Consider the following 16,744-nt stretch of genomic DNA (forward strand, 5'->3'; position numbering starts at 1 on the left):
ACCTCCAGGAAGGGTGAGCGGGCCTGGTGCGAGTCGTCGCGGTCCCGCGGCTCAGTCGAGGACTGCGAGATCGGACGTGCCCCAGTACGACTTCAGGTGTCGGACGAGGCCGGCCGCGTCCATGCGGATCACGAGCATCGCCGTGCGCCGGATGCGCGCCGTCTCCGGGGCGTCGGGCGCCTTGAGCCAGCCGCGCTCCGCGTACCGCGGGCCCAGGGGCAGGTAGTCCATGACGGAGGTGATCTGGATCAGCGCGTGTGTGGCGTCCTGACCGGCGACGGGCTCGGCCGCCTCCTCGCGCAGGTGCGCGGAGAGGAGCAGCCCGTAGTGCGCGCGCAGCGCGTCGTGCCCGGTGAGGGGCGGAAGCCCGACCGGGTCCTCGACCACGGCGTCGGGCGCGTACAGCTCGACGAGCGCGTCCAGGTCGCCGGCGTTGATCCGCCGGCTGTGCTCCAGGGCACGCTTCTTGCGGGCGAACTCGTTCATCGCTGTCCCTCCACTGGCTGTCCGCTGCCCTGTCCGTCGCTCTGCCCATTGCCTTCGCTGTTGCCGTTGCCCCTGCCGAGGTCCCGGTCGATGAACGCGAAGATCTCGTCGGCCGACGCGTCCTGGATCCGGGCCGCCGCGGCCGCACCCTCGGCCGCCGCCGTGGACACCTCGTCGGCCGTCTCCCGCGGTACGTCGAGTCGCGCGAGTGTGGCGCGCAGCCGCCCGGCGAGCTCGGCCCTGGCGGTGCCGTCCTTCGCGGAGACCGAAAGGAGCGAGTTCTCCAGACGCTCGAACTCCACGAGGACGTCGGCGAGCGGATCCGCCGCACGCGGCGCCAGCTCCTGCCGCAGATGCGCGGCGAGCTCCGCCGGGTTCGGGTGGTCGAAGACGAACGTGGCGGGCAGCTTCAGTCCCGTCGCCGTCGAGAGCCTGTTGCGCAGCTCCACCGCCGTCAGCGAGTCGAAGCCGAGCTCCCGCAGCCCCTGCGTCGCGTTGACGGGCGTCGCCGCGTCGTATCCCAGGACGGCCGCGATGTGCGTGCACACCAGGTCGAGCAGCGCTTCCTCCCGTTCCGCGTCGGACATCGCGCCGAGCGACTTGCGCAGCGCGGCCGCGCCCGCCGACACGGTGGACCCGCCGCCGCTCCTGCTTCCGGCGCCGCGCACCAGGTCCTGGAGGAGCGCGGGCGCGGGGCGGGTCTCCGCCTCCCGGCGCATCCGGGCGAGGTCGAGGCGGACCGGCGCGTACAGCGGCAGACCGCCGGCCCAGGCCGTGTCGAGCAGCGCGAGCCCTTCGTCGGCGCCGAGCCCGACCACACCGGCGCGGGCGTGACGTGCCCGGTCGGCGTCGGTGAGCCGCCCCGACATCCCGCTGTCCAGATCCCAGTAGCCCCAGGCCAGGGACGTCGCCGCCGCGCCGCCGTCCTGCCGGTGCCGGGCCAGCGCGTCCAGGAACGCGTTGGCGGCGGTGTAGCTGCCCTGGCCAGGGCCGCCGAGGAGCCCGGCGACCGACGAGTACAGGACGAACGCGGACAGGTCGGCGTCCCGCGTCAGCTCGTGCAGGTTCCACGCCGCGTCGGCCTTCACCCGCATCACCTCCTCGACCTGTCCGGCCGTGAGGTTCTGCACCACCGCGTCGCTCACGGTGCCCGCGCAGTGGAAGACGGCCGTCAGCGGGTGTTCCGCGGGCACCGACTCCAGGAGCGCGACGGCCGCGTCCCGTTCACCGGGGTCGCAGGCCGCGAACGTGATGTGCGCGCCGAGCGCGGAGAGGTCCGCGGCCAGTTCGAGGGCGCCCGGCGCGTCGGCGCCACGCCTGCTCGACAGGAGCAGATGCCTGGCTCCGTGGCGTGCCACCAGGTGGCGGGCGGTCAGGGCGCCGAGGGCGCCGGTTCCGCCGGTGACGAGCACGGTACCGTCCGGGTCGAAGGCGACGGGCAGGGTGTACACGGTCGTGCCCGGGGTGGGCGGGGCGGCCACGGCTGCGGGGGCTTGCCGGACGTCCCAGGCGGTGACGTCGAGCGGGACGAGAGGGCCGTCGCCGTCACGCGCGTCGACGTCCTCCGCCGGGTCGACGGGTCGCGCCAACTCCGCGAGCCCGGCGAGTATTTCGCGTACGCGGCCGGACTCGGGCGGCGCGACGAGCTGGCCCTCGTCCGGGGAACCCGCCCGATGGACGACCAACGCCCCGTCGCGACCAAGGGCCAAGTCGGCCGCACCGTCCAAGACGTCCACGCGCAGGTGCGGCGCGAGCCGCCGCACCGCCCGCCCCACGGCGCCGGTTCCGTCGGCGACGGCCAGACTGTGCCCGCCGCTCGACACGACGACATCCGCCAGTACGTGGTACGCCGCCACATAGGCGCCGAACGATCCGGCCGCCTGAGTCCAACTCCAGCCGCGTGGAGCCGTCATGAGCAGCGCCGCATCGGTGACGCCCACCGGCCCCACCGCGTCGAACAGCCCCACCACCCGGTCGCCCACGGCCACCCGACCGGCCGCGTCACCGACCTCCTCCACGACACCGGCACCGACGACCCGACCTGCCCCCAGCGGTCCCGCGTCGGGCGCGGCGGCCCTCACCGCGACCCGCACCTCGTGCGGTTCCAGCGCCCGCCGGGCCTCCGGAGCATCGACCAGAGCGCCCGCGGAGAGCCGCCACGTGGGCGCCCCGACCGGCGGTGCGAGCCGGGCGGAGGCGTCGTCACGCACGAGCCGAGGCACGAACGCCCGCCCGTCCCGCAACGCCAACTCGGGCTCCGTCAGGCCGACTACACCGGGCAGAGCAGCCAGCGAGCCCTGCGACGCGTCCACGTCCAACAGCGTGATGCGCCCCGGGTTCTCGGCCTGCGCGCTGCGCACCAGACCCCACAGCGACGCACCCGGCAGATCACCGACCGCCTCGCCCGGCCGTGCCGCGACGGCACCCCGTGTGACGACGACGAGGCGGCTCGCGGCGAACGCGGGATCGTCGACCCACTCCTTGAGCAGCGACAGCAGGGTCACGGCGGCGAGCCGCGCGTACCCGGCCGCATCCTCCTCCACGCCACGCGCGCCACCCGCACCAGGCGTGGCGCACACGGCGAGCACGACATCGGGCGCCTCGGCCCCGCCCGTCACACCCTCACGCAGCGCGGCGAACGACTCCCGCATGGGAGCACCGGACAGCGCGTCGCCGAGCGCGGCACCCAGCGGCTCCCCGGCAGGCGCGACGACGGCAGGCGCGACGACGGCGGGAGGGACGACAGCGGGACGCACGGCCCCGCCGCCCTCCTCCGCCCGCGCGGCCGCCTCCCTCCACACCAGCCGGAACAGCGCGTCCCGGTCGGCCGTACGCGCACCGGCGATCTGATGGGCGGCCACCGGCCGCACCGTGAGCGACTCCAGCGTCAGGACCGGCGCCCCGGCGTCGTCCACGGCTGTCAGGGCCAGTTGGTCCGGCGCGGTGCGTGCGATGCGTACCCGCAGACCGTCCGCACCCGGCGCGTGCACCCGCAACCCGCTCCAGGAGAACGGCAGCAACACCTGGTCGGTGTCGGCGGACGAGGTGACCGCGTCCAGGATCAGCGCGTGCAGAGTGGCGTCGAGCAGCACCGGGTGGACCTGGTAGCGGTCGGCACCGCCGCTCTCCGCCTCGGGCAGCGCCACCTCGGCGAAGAGATCGTCGCCGAGCCGCCACGCGGTCACGAGGCCCTGCGATCCCGGCCCGAAGTCGTAGCCGTACGAAGCGAGTTCCCCGTACGGATCCTGCCCGCCCACGGGGGTGGCCCCGGGCGGCGGCCAGGCACCGCCCGGTGAACCGTCCACGACGACGGGCCCGGCGGGAGCCACGGTGCCGGCGGCGTGCCGGGTCCAGACGGCGTTCTCGCCCTCACCCGTGGGCCGCGAGTGGACGGACACGGGACGCCGCCCGTCCTCCGCCACGGCACCGACGGCCACCTGCAGATCCACCGCGCCCGCCCCCTCGTCCCCGAAGGCGAGCGGCGTGTGCAGCGTCAGCTCCGCCAGCTCCTCGCAGCCGGCGCGCACCGCGGCCTGCAGCGCGAGCTCCACGAAGGCGGAGCCCGGCAGCAGCACCGTGTTCATGACCCGGTGCTCGGCGAGCCACGCCTGGTCACGCGGCGAGATCCGCCCGGTCAGCAGATGACTGCTGCCGTCCGCGAGCTCCACGGCGGCCCCGAGCAGCGGGTGCCCCGCCGAGGCGAGCCCGAGCCCCGCCGGATCCCCGGCGAGCCCCCGGCGCCCCTCCAGCCAGAACCGCTCCCGCTGGAAGGCGTACGTCGGCAGATCCACCACCCGCGGCAGCGGAACCGCGGGGAACCACCCCGTCCAGTCGACGTCGGCACCCGCCGCGAAGGCCTGCGCGGCGGCGCGGGTGAGCTGGACGGTGTCGCCGTGGTCGCGCCGGAGGGTGGGGACGACGGTGGCGGGCACGTCGGCCTGCTCGATGGTCTCCTCCATGCCGAGAGCGAGGACGGGGTGGGCGCTGGCCTCGATGAACAGCCGATAGCCATCCGCCAGAAGCGCCTCGACCGTCTCGGCGAAGCGGACGGGCTGGCGGAGGTTGGTGACCCAGTAGTCGGTGTCCAGCGCGGCCGTGTCCTGGAGACGTTCAGCCGTGACGGTCGAGTAGAACGCCACGTCCGTCGAGACCGGCCGGATGTCGGCCAGGCGTTCGGTCAGCTCGTCGTGGAGTGCGTCGATCTGGGGGTGGTGGGAGGCGTAGCCGACGTCGATGACCCGAGCCCGCAGCCCGTGGCCTTCCGCCTCGGCGACCACGGCCGCCACATGCTCGGGCGAGCCCGAAATGACCGTGGAGGAGGAGCCGTTGACGGCGGCGATGCTCACGCCCGGCCGCTCGCCGATCAGCTCGGCAACCTGCTCGGCACCCGCGCCGACGGACGCCATGTCGCCGCGCCCCTGCAGCTGCCGCAGCGCGTCGCTGCGTACGGCTACGATCCGCGCCGCATCCTCCAACGACAGCGCACCTGCCACACACGCGGCAGCCATCTCACCCTGCGAATGCCCGATCACCGCAGCCGGAATGACCCCCTGGTCGGCCCAGACCGCAGCCAGCGACACCATCACCGCCCACAGCACCGGCTGCACGACCTCGACGCGGGACAGTTCACTCCCGTCCCCGCGCAACACCTCACACAACGACCAATCGACGTACGCGGACAGCGCCTGCTCGCACTCGGCAATACGCGCCGCGAAAACGGGTGACTCGTCCAGCAGTCGAGCCCCCATCCCCACCCACTGCGACCCCTGCCCCGGAAACACCAACACCGGGCCCGCCCCGGAAGCACCCTGTACGGCGCCCTCCACGACGTCCGGCGAGGGTTCGCCCGCTGCCAGGGAGCGCAGTCCGGCGAGGAGCGCGTCGCGGTCGCGGCCCACGACCACGGCACGGTTCTCGAACACCGAGCGGCTCTTGACCAGCGACCAGCCCACGTCCAGGGGTGAGGCGAGCCGCGGGTCGGCCGTCGCGCGCTCGGCCAGCAGCTCCGCCTGTGCCCGCAGCGCCTCCTCGCCGCGCGCCGACACCACCCACGGCACCACTCCTGCCGGTGCGTCGGACATGTCGGAGGAGGCGGGCGCGTCGTCCGGCGCGTCCGGGGCCTGTTCGAGGATGAGGTGGGCGTTCGTGCCCGAGATGCCGAACGCGGAGACTCCGGCGCGGCGCGGGCGTTCGCCGCGCGGCCAGGCGACCGGCTCGGACAGGAGCCGGACTCCGCTGCCGTCCCAGTCCACGTGCGGTGTGGGCGCGTCGATGTGCAGCGAGGTGGGCAGCTGCTCGTTCCGCAGCGCCATCACCATCTTGATCACACCGGCGACACCGGCCGACGCCTGCGCGTGCCCGATGTTCGACTTGATCGAACCGAGCCACAGCGGCCGGTCCTCCGGCCGCTCCTTGCCGTAGGTGGCCACCAAGGCGCTCGCCTCGATGGGGTCGCCCAGCATCGTGCCCGTGCCGTGCGCCTCCACCGCGTCGACGTCCTCGGCGGAGAGCCGGGCGTTGGCGAGGGCCTGGCGGATGACCCGCTGCTGCGCCTGCCCGTTGGGTGCCGTGAGCCCGTTGCTCGTACCGTCCTGGTTGATGGCCGAGCCGCGGATCACCGCGAGGACCTTGTGGCCGTTGCGGCGGGCCTCCGAGAGGCGTTCGAGGACGACCAGGCCGACGCCCTCGGCCCAGCCGGTGCCGTCGGCCGCGGACGCGAACGGCTTGCACCGCCCGTCCTTGGCGAGCCCGCGCTGCAGCGAGAACTCGACGAAGGCGCCGGGCGTCGCCATCACCGTCGCGCCGCCCGCAAGGGCGAGCGAGCACTCGCCCTGGCGCAGCGCGTGCGCCGCCTGGTGGATCGCCACCAGCGACGACGAGCACCCGGTGTCGATGGTCATCGCGGGGCCTTCGAGGCCGAGTACGTACGACACGCGGCCGGAGGCGACGCAGCCGAGGTTGCCGGTGCCGATGTAGCCCTCCACCTCGGTGGGGCGTTCACCGACGAGCGCCAGGTAGTCGAAGATGGTCAGGCCCGTGTACACCCCGGCGTTGCTGCCCTTCAGGGCCTCACGGTCGAGCCCGGCGCGTTCGATCGCCTCCCAGGCGGTCTCCAGGAGCAGCCGTTGTTGCGGGTCCATCGCGACGGCCTCGCGCGGGCTGATGCCGAAGAAACCGGCGTCGAAGTCGCCCGCGTCGTAGAGGAAGCCGCCCTCGCGGACGTAGCTGGTGCCGCGGCTCTCCGGGTCCGGGTCGTACAGCGTCTCCAGGTCCCAGCCCCGGTCGTCGGGGAAGTCGCTCATGGCGTCCCTGCCGGCCGTGACGAGGTCCCACAGTTCCTCGGGGGAGCGGACGTCGCCCGGGTAGCGGCAGGCCATGCCGACGATGGCGATCGGCTCGTCGTCGGCGGCCGCGGCGGTCGCGTGCGCCGCCTCCGCGGACGCCGTGTCGCCCGACAGCTCGGACTGGAGGACGTCGGTGAGCGCGTCGGGCGTGGGGTGGTCGAAGACGACCGTGGTCGGCAGGGTCAGGCCGGTGCTCTTGTTCAGGCGGTTGCGCAGCTCCACCGCGGTCAGCGAGTCGAACCCCAGCTCCTGGAACGGCTTGGTCGCGGGCACGGCGTCGACGTCCGAGTGCCCGAGCGTGGCCGCCGCCTGCGCGCGCACGTGCTGCAGCAGCAACTGCCGCTGCTGCGCGGGCTTCGCCTCGGTCAGCTCCTGGTGCAGCGACGACGCCTCCGACGCGTCTTCCTGTGCCACGGGTGTGCTCGCGCGGCGGTTCTCGGGCAGGTCGGCGAGGAGCGGACTGGGCCGCTGCGCGGTGAACGTCGACGTGAACTGCGCCCAGTCGAAGTTCGCCACCGTCAGCGTCGTCTCGCCCGCGTCGAGCGCCTGGTGCAGCGCCTTCACGCACAGGTCGGGGCTGAGCGGGTGCAGACCGAAGCGGCTGAAGAACGTCAGCGCCGCCTGATCGGCGGCCATCCCGGCCTCGGCCCAGGGCCCCCAGGCGATGGAGGTGGCGGGCAGGCCCTGGGAGCGGCGGTGGTCGGCCAGCGCGTCGAGGAAGTGGTTGGCGGCGCCGTACGCGCCCTGCTGACCACTGCCCCACACCCCGGCACCGGAGGAGAACATCACGAACGCGGAGAGCTCCAACTCCCTCGTCAGCTCGTGCAGATGGAGCGCGGCGAGAGCCTTGGGCCGCAGCACCTCGTCCAGCGCCGCGCCCGTCACCTCGTCGAGGCCGATGTAGTTCGGGACACCGGCGGCGTGCACGACGGCGGTGAGCGGGTGCTCGCCGGGAACGCCGTCGACGAGGCGGCGCACCTGCTCGCGGTCACCGACATCGCAGGCGGTGAGGGTGACGGCGGTGCCGAGTTCGCGGAGCTCGGCGGCGAGTTCCTGCGCGCCGGGGGCGTCGGGGCCGCGGCGGCTGGTGAGGAGCAGGTGCGGGGCGCCTTCGCGGGCGAGCCAGCGGGCGAGGACGGCGCCGATTCCGCCGGTGCCGCCGGTGATGAGGGTGGTGCCACGCGGCTGCCAGCTCACACCGCCGTTCGGGGTGGTGGCGGGCGCGTGGGCGAGCCGACGGGCATGGACGCCGGAGGGGCGTATCGCGACCTGGTCCTCGTCCTGCGCGGCGGGGCCCGGGGCGAGGGCTGAGGCGAGGCGGTTCAGAGACTGGTGGTCGATACGGGCGGGCAGGTCGACGAGTCCGCCCCACAGCCGCGGATACTCCAGCGCGGCGACGCGCCCGAGACCCCACACCTGCGCCTGCACGGGGCGGGTGAGGGCGTCGGTGGCGCCGGTGGAGACGGCGCCCTGCGTGAGGGTGCGGACGACGACGTCGGTGCCGTTGTCGCCGAGGGCCTGGACGAGTGCCGTCGTCGCGGCGAGACCCGCGGGCACGGCGGGGAACTCGGGGTGCGGCTCCTCGTCGAGGGCCAGCAGATTGACGAGGCCCGCGTGCGGCTCGTCGCCCATCAGCGACCGCAACTCCTGCGCCAGCCCGGCACGTTCGACGGCGCGCGCGTCGAGCACATGGCGCCGCACCTCACCGCCGTGCGCGGTCAGCGTCTGCGCGGTCGCCAGGACAGCGGAGTGGGCGGCATGCGCGGCGGGCACGAGCAGCAGCCAGGTGCCGCCGAGCTCCGGTGCCGCAGCGTCGGGCAGATGTTTCCACGTGACGTGGTAGCGCCAGGAGTCGACCGTGGACTGCTCCCGGTGCCGACGCCGCCAGGCCGACAGGACGGGCAGCGCGGGCTCCAGCGCCCCGACGGTCTCCGCCTGCCCCTCGATCTCCAGGCTGCTCGCGAGCGCGTCGATGTCCAGATCCTCGATCGCCTGCCACACCCGGGCCTCGACCGGATCGTGCCCGCCGCCTCCCGACGTCACCGCGGCGGGCGGCTCCACCCAGTACTGCTTGCGCTGGAAGGCGTACGTGGGCAGGTCGACGGTACGAGGGGCGGGGTCGGCCGGGAACCAGCGCCGCCAGTCGACCTCGGCACCCACGGCGAACGCCTGCGCGGCGGCGTGCGTGAGCTGGGTGCGGCCGCCGTGGTCGCGGCGCAGGGTGGGAACGGTGGTGGCCGTGACCCCGGCCTGCTCGATGGTCTCCTGGATGCCGAGGTTGAGGACGGGGTGGGGGCTGGCCTCGATGAACAGGCGGTAGCCGTCGGCGAGCAGGGCGGTGATGGTGTCGGCGAAGCGGACGGGTTGGCGGAGGTTGGTGACCCAGTAGTCGGTGTCGAGGGCGGTGGTGTCGTCGAGGCGTTCGGCGGTGACGGTGGAGTAGAACGCGACGTCGGTCGGAACGGGCCGGATGTCGGCCAGGCGTTCGGTGAGCTCGTCGTGGAGTGCGTCGATCTGGGGGTGGTGGGAGGCGTAGCCGACGTCGATGACCCGGGCGCGCAGACCGTGGCTTTCCGCATCCGCGACGACGGCCGCCACCGGTTCCGGAGATCCCGAAATGACGGTCGATGAGGGCCCGTTGACGGCGGCGACGCAGACGTCGGGCCGCTCGCCGATGAGCTCCACGGTCCGCTCGGCACTGGTGCCGATGGACGCCATGTCCCCGTGCCCTTGCAGCTGGCGCAGTGCGTCACTGCGTACGGCTACGATCCGTGCCGTGTCCTCCAGCGACAGCGCGCCCGCCACGCACGCGGCGGCCATCTCACCCTGCGAATGCCCGATCACAGCCGCCGGTGTGATCCCGCAGTCCGCCCACACCGCGGCGAGCGAGACCATCATCGCCCACAGCACCGGCTGCACGACCTCGACGCGGGCCAGCTCGCTCCCGTCCCCGCACAACACCTCACGCAACGACCAGTCCACATACGCGGACAAGGCCTGCTCGCACTCGGCGATGCGGGCCGCGAACACGGGCGACTCCTCCAGCAGCCGCGCCCCCATCCCCACCCACTGCGACCCCTGTCCCGGAAACACGAGGACCGGACCTGGCCCCATGTCACCCGCGACCCCGGACACGACATCCGCGGTCGTCTCGCCCGCGGCCAGCGCTCCCAGGGCAGCGATTGCCTGGGCGGAGTCCTGCCCGGTCACCACGGCCCGGTGCTCGAGGACCGCGCGGCTCGTGGCCAGCGACCAGCCGATCTCCGTCGACCGCGCACCCGTGTCGCCCGCCGCGAACTCGGCGAGCCGACGGGCCTGCTCGCGCAGCGCGTCGGAGGTCCGCCCGGAGACGACCCACGGCACCACCGAGCCCGGCGGTACCCCGGTGGCCTCCTCCCCGGCCGACTGCGCCTCCTCCCGCGGCGCCTCCTCCAGGATCAGATGCGCGTTCGTCCCCGAGATGCCGAACGCCGAGATGCCCGCGCGCCGCGTCCGCTCCGACTGCCATGCGACGGGCTCGGAGAGCAGCCGTACGCCGCCCTGCTCCCACTGGACGTGCGGCGAGGGCGCGTCGATGTGCAGCGATGTGGGCAGGAGATCGTTGCGCAGGGCCATGACCATCTTGATCACACCGGCGACACCGGCGGCGGCCTGCGTGTGACCGATGTTGGACTTGATCGACCCGAGCCACAGCGGCCTGCCGTCCGGCCGGCTCCGCCCGTACGTGGCGAGGAGCGCGTTGGCCTCGATGGGGTCGCCGAGCGTGGTGCCCGTGCCGTGGGCCTCCACGGCGTCGATGTCCTCGGCGGAGAGCCGCGCGTTGGCGAGGGCCGCGCGGATCACGCGCTCCTGCGAGGGGCCGTTGGGCGCGGCGAGGCCATTGCTCGTACCGTCCTGGTTGATGGCCGAACCCCGCACCACCGCAAGGACCTTGTGGCCGCGGCGGCGGGCCTCGGAGAGCAGTTCCAGCGCCACGACCCCGGCGCCCTCGCCCCAGCCGGTCCCGTCGGCGGCCGCCGCGAACGGCTTGCAGCGGCCGTCGGGCGCGAGCCCGCGCTGCCGCGAGAACTCCGTGAACGAACCGGGCGTGGCCATCACCGTCGACCCGCCGGCCAGCGCGAGCGAGCACTCGCCCTGCCGCAGCGCCTGACTCGCCAAATGGATCGCGACCAGGGACGACGAACACGCCGTGTCGACCGTCACGGCGGGACCTTCGAGCCCCAGCGTGTAGCTGATGCGCCCCGACACCACGCTGCCGAGGTTGCCGGTGCCGATGTACCCCTCGACCTCACTGGCCGTCTGGCTGATCAGCGTCAGATAGTCGTGGGCGCTCACTCCGGTGAAGACACCCGTGTCGCTGCCCCGCAACGCCTGCGGGTCGATGCCCGCGTGCTCGACCGCCTCCCACGCGGTCTCCAGGAGCAGCCGCTGCTGCGGGTCCATCGCGACGGCCTCGCGCGGGCTGATGCCGAAGAACTCGGCGTCGAAGCGGCCCGCGTCGTAGAGGAAGGCGCCGTCCCGCACGTAGCTGGTCGCCGGGTGCTCCGGGTCCGGATGGTAGAGGGACTCCAGGTCCCAGCCCCGGTCGTCGGGGAACCCCGAGACGGCGTCGCCTCCATCGCGCACGAGCTGCCACAGGTCCTCCGCGGACCGGGCGCCGCCGGGAAAACGGCAGGCCATGCCGACGATGGCGACCGGCTCGGCCGATTCCTTGTCGCGGAGCTTCTGGCGGGCCTCGCGCAGCTCCGCGGTGACCCACTTGAGGTGATCGAGAAGCTTCTCCTCGTTCGACATCTGACCCAGGCTCCTTGGCGCTACGTGGTGATCGGGAGGATTGCGGGCGGGTGTGCGGGCTCAGGACTTCCCGAACTCGCTGGAGATGAGGTCGAAGATGTCGTCGGCGCTCGCCGCCGCCAGGTCGGCGTGGCCGGACTCACCGCCCTCCGGACCGTCCTGTGCCGGGCTCCACTTCGAGACCAGCACGTGGAGCCGTCCGACGATGCGCCTGCGGGCCGCCTCGTCCATGCCCGCCGTGCCGTACGCCGCGTCCCACTTGTCGAGCGCCGCGAGCACGTCACTCTCGCCGGTGGTCTCGCCGTCGCCGCCCAGCTGCGCGCGCAGGTGCGAGGCGAGGGACTCGGATGTGGGGTGGTCGAAGATCACCGTGGCGGGCAGGGCGAGCCCCGTCGTGGTGTTGAGCTGGTTGCGCAGCTGGACGGCGGTCAGCGAGTCGAAGCCGAGCTCCTGGAACGGTTTCGCCGCAGGGATGTCCTCCACCGTGCGGCCCAGCGTGGCGGCCGCGTGCGTCCTGACGTGCTGGACGAGGAACCCGTGCCGCTGCGACGCGGGCGTCCTCGCGAGCTCCTCGCGGAACGCGCTGGTCTCGGCCGCGGAACCGCCCTGCTCGGCCTCGCGCCGGTTCTCCGGCAGGTCGTCGAGGAACGGGCTCGGCCGCTGCGCGGTGAACGTCGGCGTGAACTTCGCCCAGTCGAAGTTCGCCACGGTCAGGGTGGCGTCGCCCGCACCGACCGCCTGGTGCAGCGCCTTGACGCACAGGTCGGGTTCGATGGGGAGCAGACCGAAGCGTTTGAAGTACGAGAGTGACTCGGGGTCCGCGGACATGCCCGCCTCGGCCCAGGGCCCCCAGGCGATGGAGGTGGCGGGCAGGCTCTGGGAGCGGCGGTGGTCGGCCAGCGCGTCGAGGAAGTGGTTGGCGGCGCCGTACGCGCCCTGCTGCCCGCTGCCCCACACCCCGGCCCCGGACGAGAACAGCACGAACGCCGTGAGGTCCATGTCCCGCGTCAGCTCGTGCAGGTGCCAGGCCGCGTCGGACTTCGACCCGAGCACTTCGTCCAGGCGGGCGGTCGTCAGATCGGCGATCGACGTCAGGTCGGTCATGCCCGCCGCGTGGATGACGGCGGTCAGGGGGTGCTCGGGCGGCGTCCGGTCGAGGAGGCCGCCCAGTTGCCGCGGGTCACTGACATCGCAGGCGGTGAGGGTGACGCGCGTGCCCAACTCTTGGAGCTCGGCGGCGAGTTCTTGTGCGCCGGGGGCGTCGGGGCCGCGGCGGCTGGTGAGGAGCAGGTGCGGGGCGCCTTCGCGGGCGAGCCAGCGGGCGAGGACGGCGCCGATTCCGCCGGTGCCGCCGGTGATGAGAGTGGTGCCGCCCGGCTGCCAGCCCACACCGCGGTTCGGCTCTGTGGCGGTGGCGGGGGCATGGACGAGCCGCCGGGTGTGGGTTCCGGTGGCGCGGACGGCGGTCTGGTCCTCGTCCTGGGGGAGGAGTGCGGCGGCGAGACGCGCGAGGGTGGGGTGGTCGATACGTTCCGGCAGGTCGACGAGCCCGCCCCACAAGCGCGGGTGTTCCAGGGCGGCGACGCGCCCGAGCCCCCAGACATGGGCCTGGAGAGGGTGGGTGAGCGGATCGGTGGCGCTCGTGGAGACAGCTCCCTGCGTGACGGTGTGCAGGGGCACGGTCGTGCCGGTGTCGCCGAGCGCCTGCATCAGCACGGTGGTCGCCGCGAGCCCGGCGGGCACGGCCGCGTGCTCGGGGTGCGGGGTCTCGTCCAGGGGCAGCAGGTTGACGATCCCGGCGAGCCCGGACGTGTCCACGGCCGCCAACTCCTCGCGCCGAACCTGCCCGGTCTCGACGGGGTGCAGCCGGACGGAGGCGGCGCCGTGCTCAGTCAGGGCGTCGATGGTGGCTCGTACGCCGGGATGTTCCGCGTGGCGGTCGGGCACGAACAGGAGCCAGTCGCCGCCCAGTTGAGGGCTGTCCGTGTCGGGCTGGTGCTTCCACGTGACGCGGTAGCGCCAGGAGTCGATGGTCGCCTGCTCCCGGTGCCGACGCCGCCACCCTTGAAGCACGGGCAGCGCGGGCTCCAGCGCCCGCACCGCCTCGTCACTGCCCTCCTCCGACCGCAACGTCTCCGCCAACAGCCCGAGGTCGAGCTCGTCGACCGCCTGCCACAACTGTGTCTCGGCCGCGCTGTGCTCGGCGGCGAGGGTCTTTCCGGTGCGGGCGGAGTGTTCGAGCCAGTAGTGCTGGTGTTGGAAGGCGTAGGTGGGCAGGTCGATGGTGCGGGGGGTGGGGTCGGTGGGGAACCAGCGGCGCCAGTCGAGGTCGGCGCCCGCGGTGAAGGCGAGGGCGGCGGCGCGGGCCAGCTGGGCACTGTCGCCGTGGTCGCGGCGCAGGGTGGGCACGACGGTGGCGGTCGCGTCGGCCTGCTCGATGGTCTCTTCCATGCCGAGAGCAAGGACGGGGTGGGGGCTGGCCTCGATGAACAGGCGGTAGCCGTCCGCGAGGAGCGCCTGGACCGTCTCGGCGAAGCGGACGGGCTGGCGGAGGTTGGTGACCCAGTAGTCGGTGTCCAGCGCGGTGGTATCGGTGAGGCGTTCGGCGGTGACGGTGGAGTAGAACGCGACGTCGGTGGCGGTGGGCCGGATGTCGGCCAGGCGTTCGGTGAGCTCGTCGTGGAGTGCGTCGATCTGGGGGTGGTGGGAGGCGTAGCCGACGTCGATGACGCGGGCGCGCAGCCCGGCCGCTTCCGCATCCGCGACGACGGCCGCCACGGGTTCCGGGGATCCCGAAATGACGGTCGATGAGGGCCCGTTGACGGCGGCGACGCAGACGTCGGGCCGCTCGCCGATGAGCTCCACGGTCCGCTCGGCACTGGTGCCGATGGACGCCATGTCGCCGTGCCCTTGCAGCTGGCGCAGTGCGTCACTGCGTACCGCTACGATCCGTGCCGCGTCCTCCAGCGACAGCGCCCCGGCCACGCACGCGGCGGCCATCTCACCCTGCGAATGCCCGATCACGGCGGCCGGGACAATGCCCTGGTCGGCCCACACGGCGGCGAGCGAGACCATCATCGCCCACAGCACGGGCTGCACGACCTCGACGCGGGCCAGCTCGCTCCCGTCCCCGCACAACACCTCGGTCAGCGACCAGTCCACGTACGCGGACAGCGCCTGCTCGCACTCGGCGATGCGGGCCGCGAACACGGGCGACTCCTCCAGCAGCCGCGCCCCCATCCCCACCCACTGCGACCCCTGCCCGGGAAACACCAACACCGGACCCGCCCCGGCCGAGGCGGCCGAACCGACCACCACATCCGCCGACACCTCACCAGCAGCCAGCGCCGCAACCCCGGCCACCAACTCCTCCCGCCCCCGGCCCACCACCACCGCCCGATGCTCGAACACCGACCGCGTCGTGGCCAGCGACCAGCCGACCTCACCCGGCAACGCCTCAGCACTCCGCGACACGAACGCACCCAACCGGCGAGCCTGCTCCCGCAACGCCTCGACCGTCCGCCCCGAAACCACCCAAGGCACGACGGACCCATCCGGCACCGGCGCGACAGCCTCAGCCTCCTCCTCCGGCGCCTCCTCCAGAATCAGATGCGCATTCGTCCCGGAGAAGCCGAACGAAGACACCCCAGCCCGGCGCGGGCGTTCGCCGCGCGGCCACTTCACCGGCTCGGTGAGCAGGCGCAGCCCGCTGCCGTCCCACTCCACGTGGGGCGAGGGGGCGTCGACGTGGAGGATGGCGGGCAGCAGGTCGTTCTGGAGGGCCAGGACCATCTTGATGACGCCCGCCACGCCCGCGGCGATCTGCGTGTGCCCGATGTTGGACTTCACGGCGCCGACCCACAGCGGCCGGTCCTCGGGGCGTTCCTGCCCGTACGCGGCGATGAGGGCACCGGCCTCGATGGGGTCGCCCAGGGTCGTGCCCGTGCCGTGGGCCTCCACGGCGTCGATGTCCTCGGCGGTGAGGCGGGCGTTGGCGAGGGCGGCGCGGATGACACGCTCCTGCGAGGGACCGTTGGGCGCGGTGAGGCCGTTGCTCGCGCCGTCCTGGTTCACCGCTGAACCACGTATGACCGCGAGAACCTTGTGGCCGTTGCGGCGGGCGTCGGAGAGGCGTTCCAGGAGCACCACCCCGGTGCCCTCGGCCATGCCCATGCCGTCGCTGCCCGCCGAGAAGGGTTTGCACCGGCCGTCCGGTGCCAGGCCGCGCAGTTCACTGAAGCCGATCAGCGGGGCGGGCGACGACATCACGTACGTGCCGCCGGCGAGGGCCAGCGAGCACTCCTGCGTGCGCAGGGCCTGGGCGGCGAGGTGGAGGGAGACCAGTGACGAGGAGCAGGCGGTGTCGACCGTCACCGCGGACCCTTCGAGGCCCAGGGTGTAGGCGACGCGGCCCGAGGTGACGCTGCCGGAGTTGCCGATGGTGAAGTACCCCGCGGTGCCCTCGGGCACCTCGGAGGCGCCCAGGGCGTAGTCGAGTCCGTCGCAGCCGATGAACGTGCTGGTGGCGCTGGCGCGCAGGCTCAGCGGGTCGATGCCGGCGCGCTCGACGGCCTCCCAGGCCGTCTCCAGGGCGAGGCGCTGTTGGGGTGCCATGGCGAGGGCTTCGCTGGGCCCGATGCCGAAGAAGGTGGGGTCGAAGTCGCCCGCGTCGTAGACGAAGCCGCCCTCGCGGACATAACTGGTGCCGGTGCTCTCCGGGTCCGGGTCGTAGAGGGCGTCGAGGTCCCAGTTGCGGTTGCCGGGCAGCGGGGCGACGGCGTCGCCGCCCGTGGAGATGAGCTCCCAGAACTCTTCGGGGGACCGGACCCCGCCGGGCAGTCTGCACGCCATGCCGATGACGGCGATCGGCTCGTGACCCGCGGACTCGACGTCCTGTAGTCGGCGCTCGGTCTGACGCAGGTCCGCGGTGACACGCTTGAGGTACTCAAGAAGCTTCTCTTCGGTGTGCGCCATCCCGGTGACAACCGCCCTCTCCGCGAGATCGGCGGGGCCCCCGCCGGACCGCAGACTCGTCGACGACGCTAAAGCCCTCCTAATACTCGGCTTTCCCGCAGGGCGAGCCCTACCGCGGGGCACGGCCCCCGGCCAACACTCCGTCG

The 16,744-nt window shown here is 73.3% G+C and carries 3 protein-coding genes; all 3 read right to left on the reverse strand.

Annotation, left to right across the window (positions count from 1 at the left end; genetic code table 11):
- Window positions 1-51: 51 nt before the first annotated feature.
- From DEJ49_RS32185 to DEJ49_RS32200, 3 genes are read right to left on the reverse strand one after another with little or no spacing between them, the layout of a single operon-like run.
- Window positions 52-486, reverse strand: a complete 435-nt coding sequence (locus tag DEJ49_RS32185; RefSeq protein ID WP_150187366.1) for a nuclear transport factor 2 family protein — start codon at window positions 484-486, stop codon at window positions 52-54.
- Complete coding sequence (locus tag DEJ49_RS32195; protein ID WP_223833067.1) at window positions 483-11,624, reverse strand: type I polyketide synthase; 11,142 nt, start codon at window positions 11,622-11,624, stop codon at window positions 483-485. The genes DEJ49_RS32185 and DEJ49_RS32195 overlap by 4 nt, the downstream gene beginning before the upstream one ends.
- Window positions 11,625-11,684: 60 nt before the next feature.
- On the reverse strand, window positions 11,685-16,598 hold the full coding sequence (locus DEJ49_RS32200) for a type I polyketide synthase (RefSeq protein ID WP_150187367.1): 4,914 nt from the start codon (window positions 16,596-16,598) through the stop codon (window positions 11,685-11,687).
- Between the last annotated feature and the right edge of the window lie 146 nt (window positions 16,599-16,744).

Source organism: Streptomyces venezuelae (assembly GCF_008642335.1).
Classification (GTDB): domain Bacteria; phylum Actinomycetota; class Actinomycetes; order Streptomycetales; family Streptomycetaceae; genus Streptomyces; species Streptomyces venezuelae_F.

Coding starts and splice junctions, on each gene's coding strand:
- DEJ49_RS32195 (WP_223833067.1), bottom strand. CDS start 11,624: ATGTCGAACGAGGAGAAGCTTCTCGATCACCTCAAGTGGGTCACCGCG.
- DEJ49_RS32200 (WP_150187367.1), bottom strand. CDS start 16,598: ATGGCGCACACCGAAGAGAAGCTTCTTGAGTACCTCAAGCGTGTCACC.
- DEJ49_RS32185 (WP_150187366.1), bottom strand. CDS start 486: ATGAACGAGTTCGCCCGCAAGAAGCGTGCCCTGGAGCACAGCCGGCGG.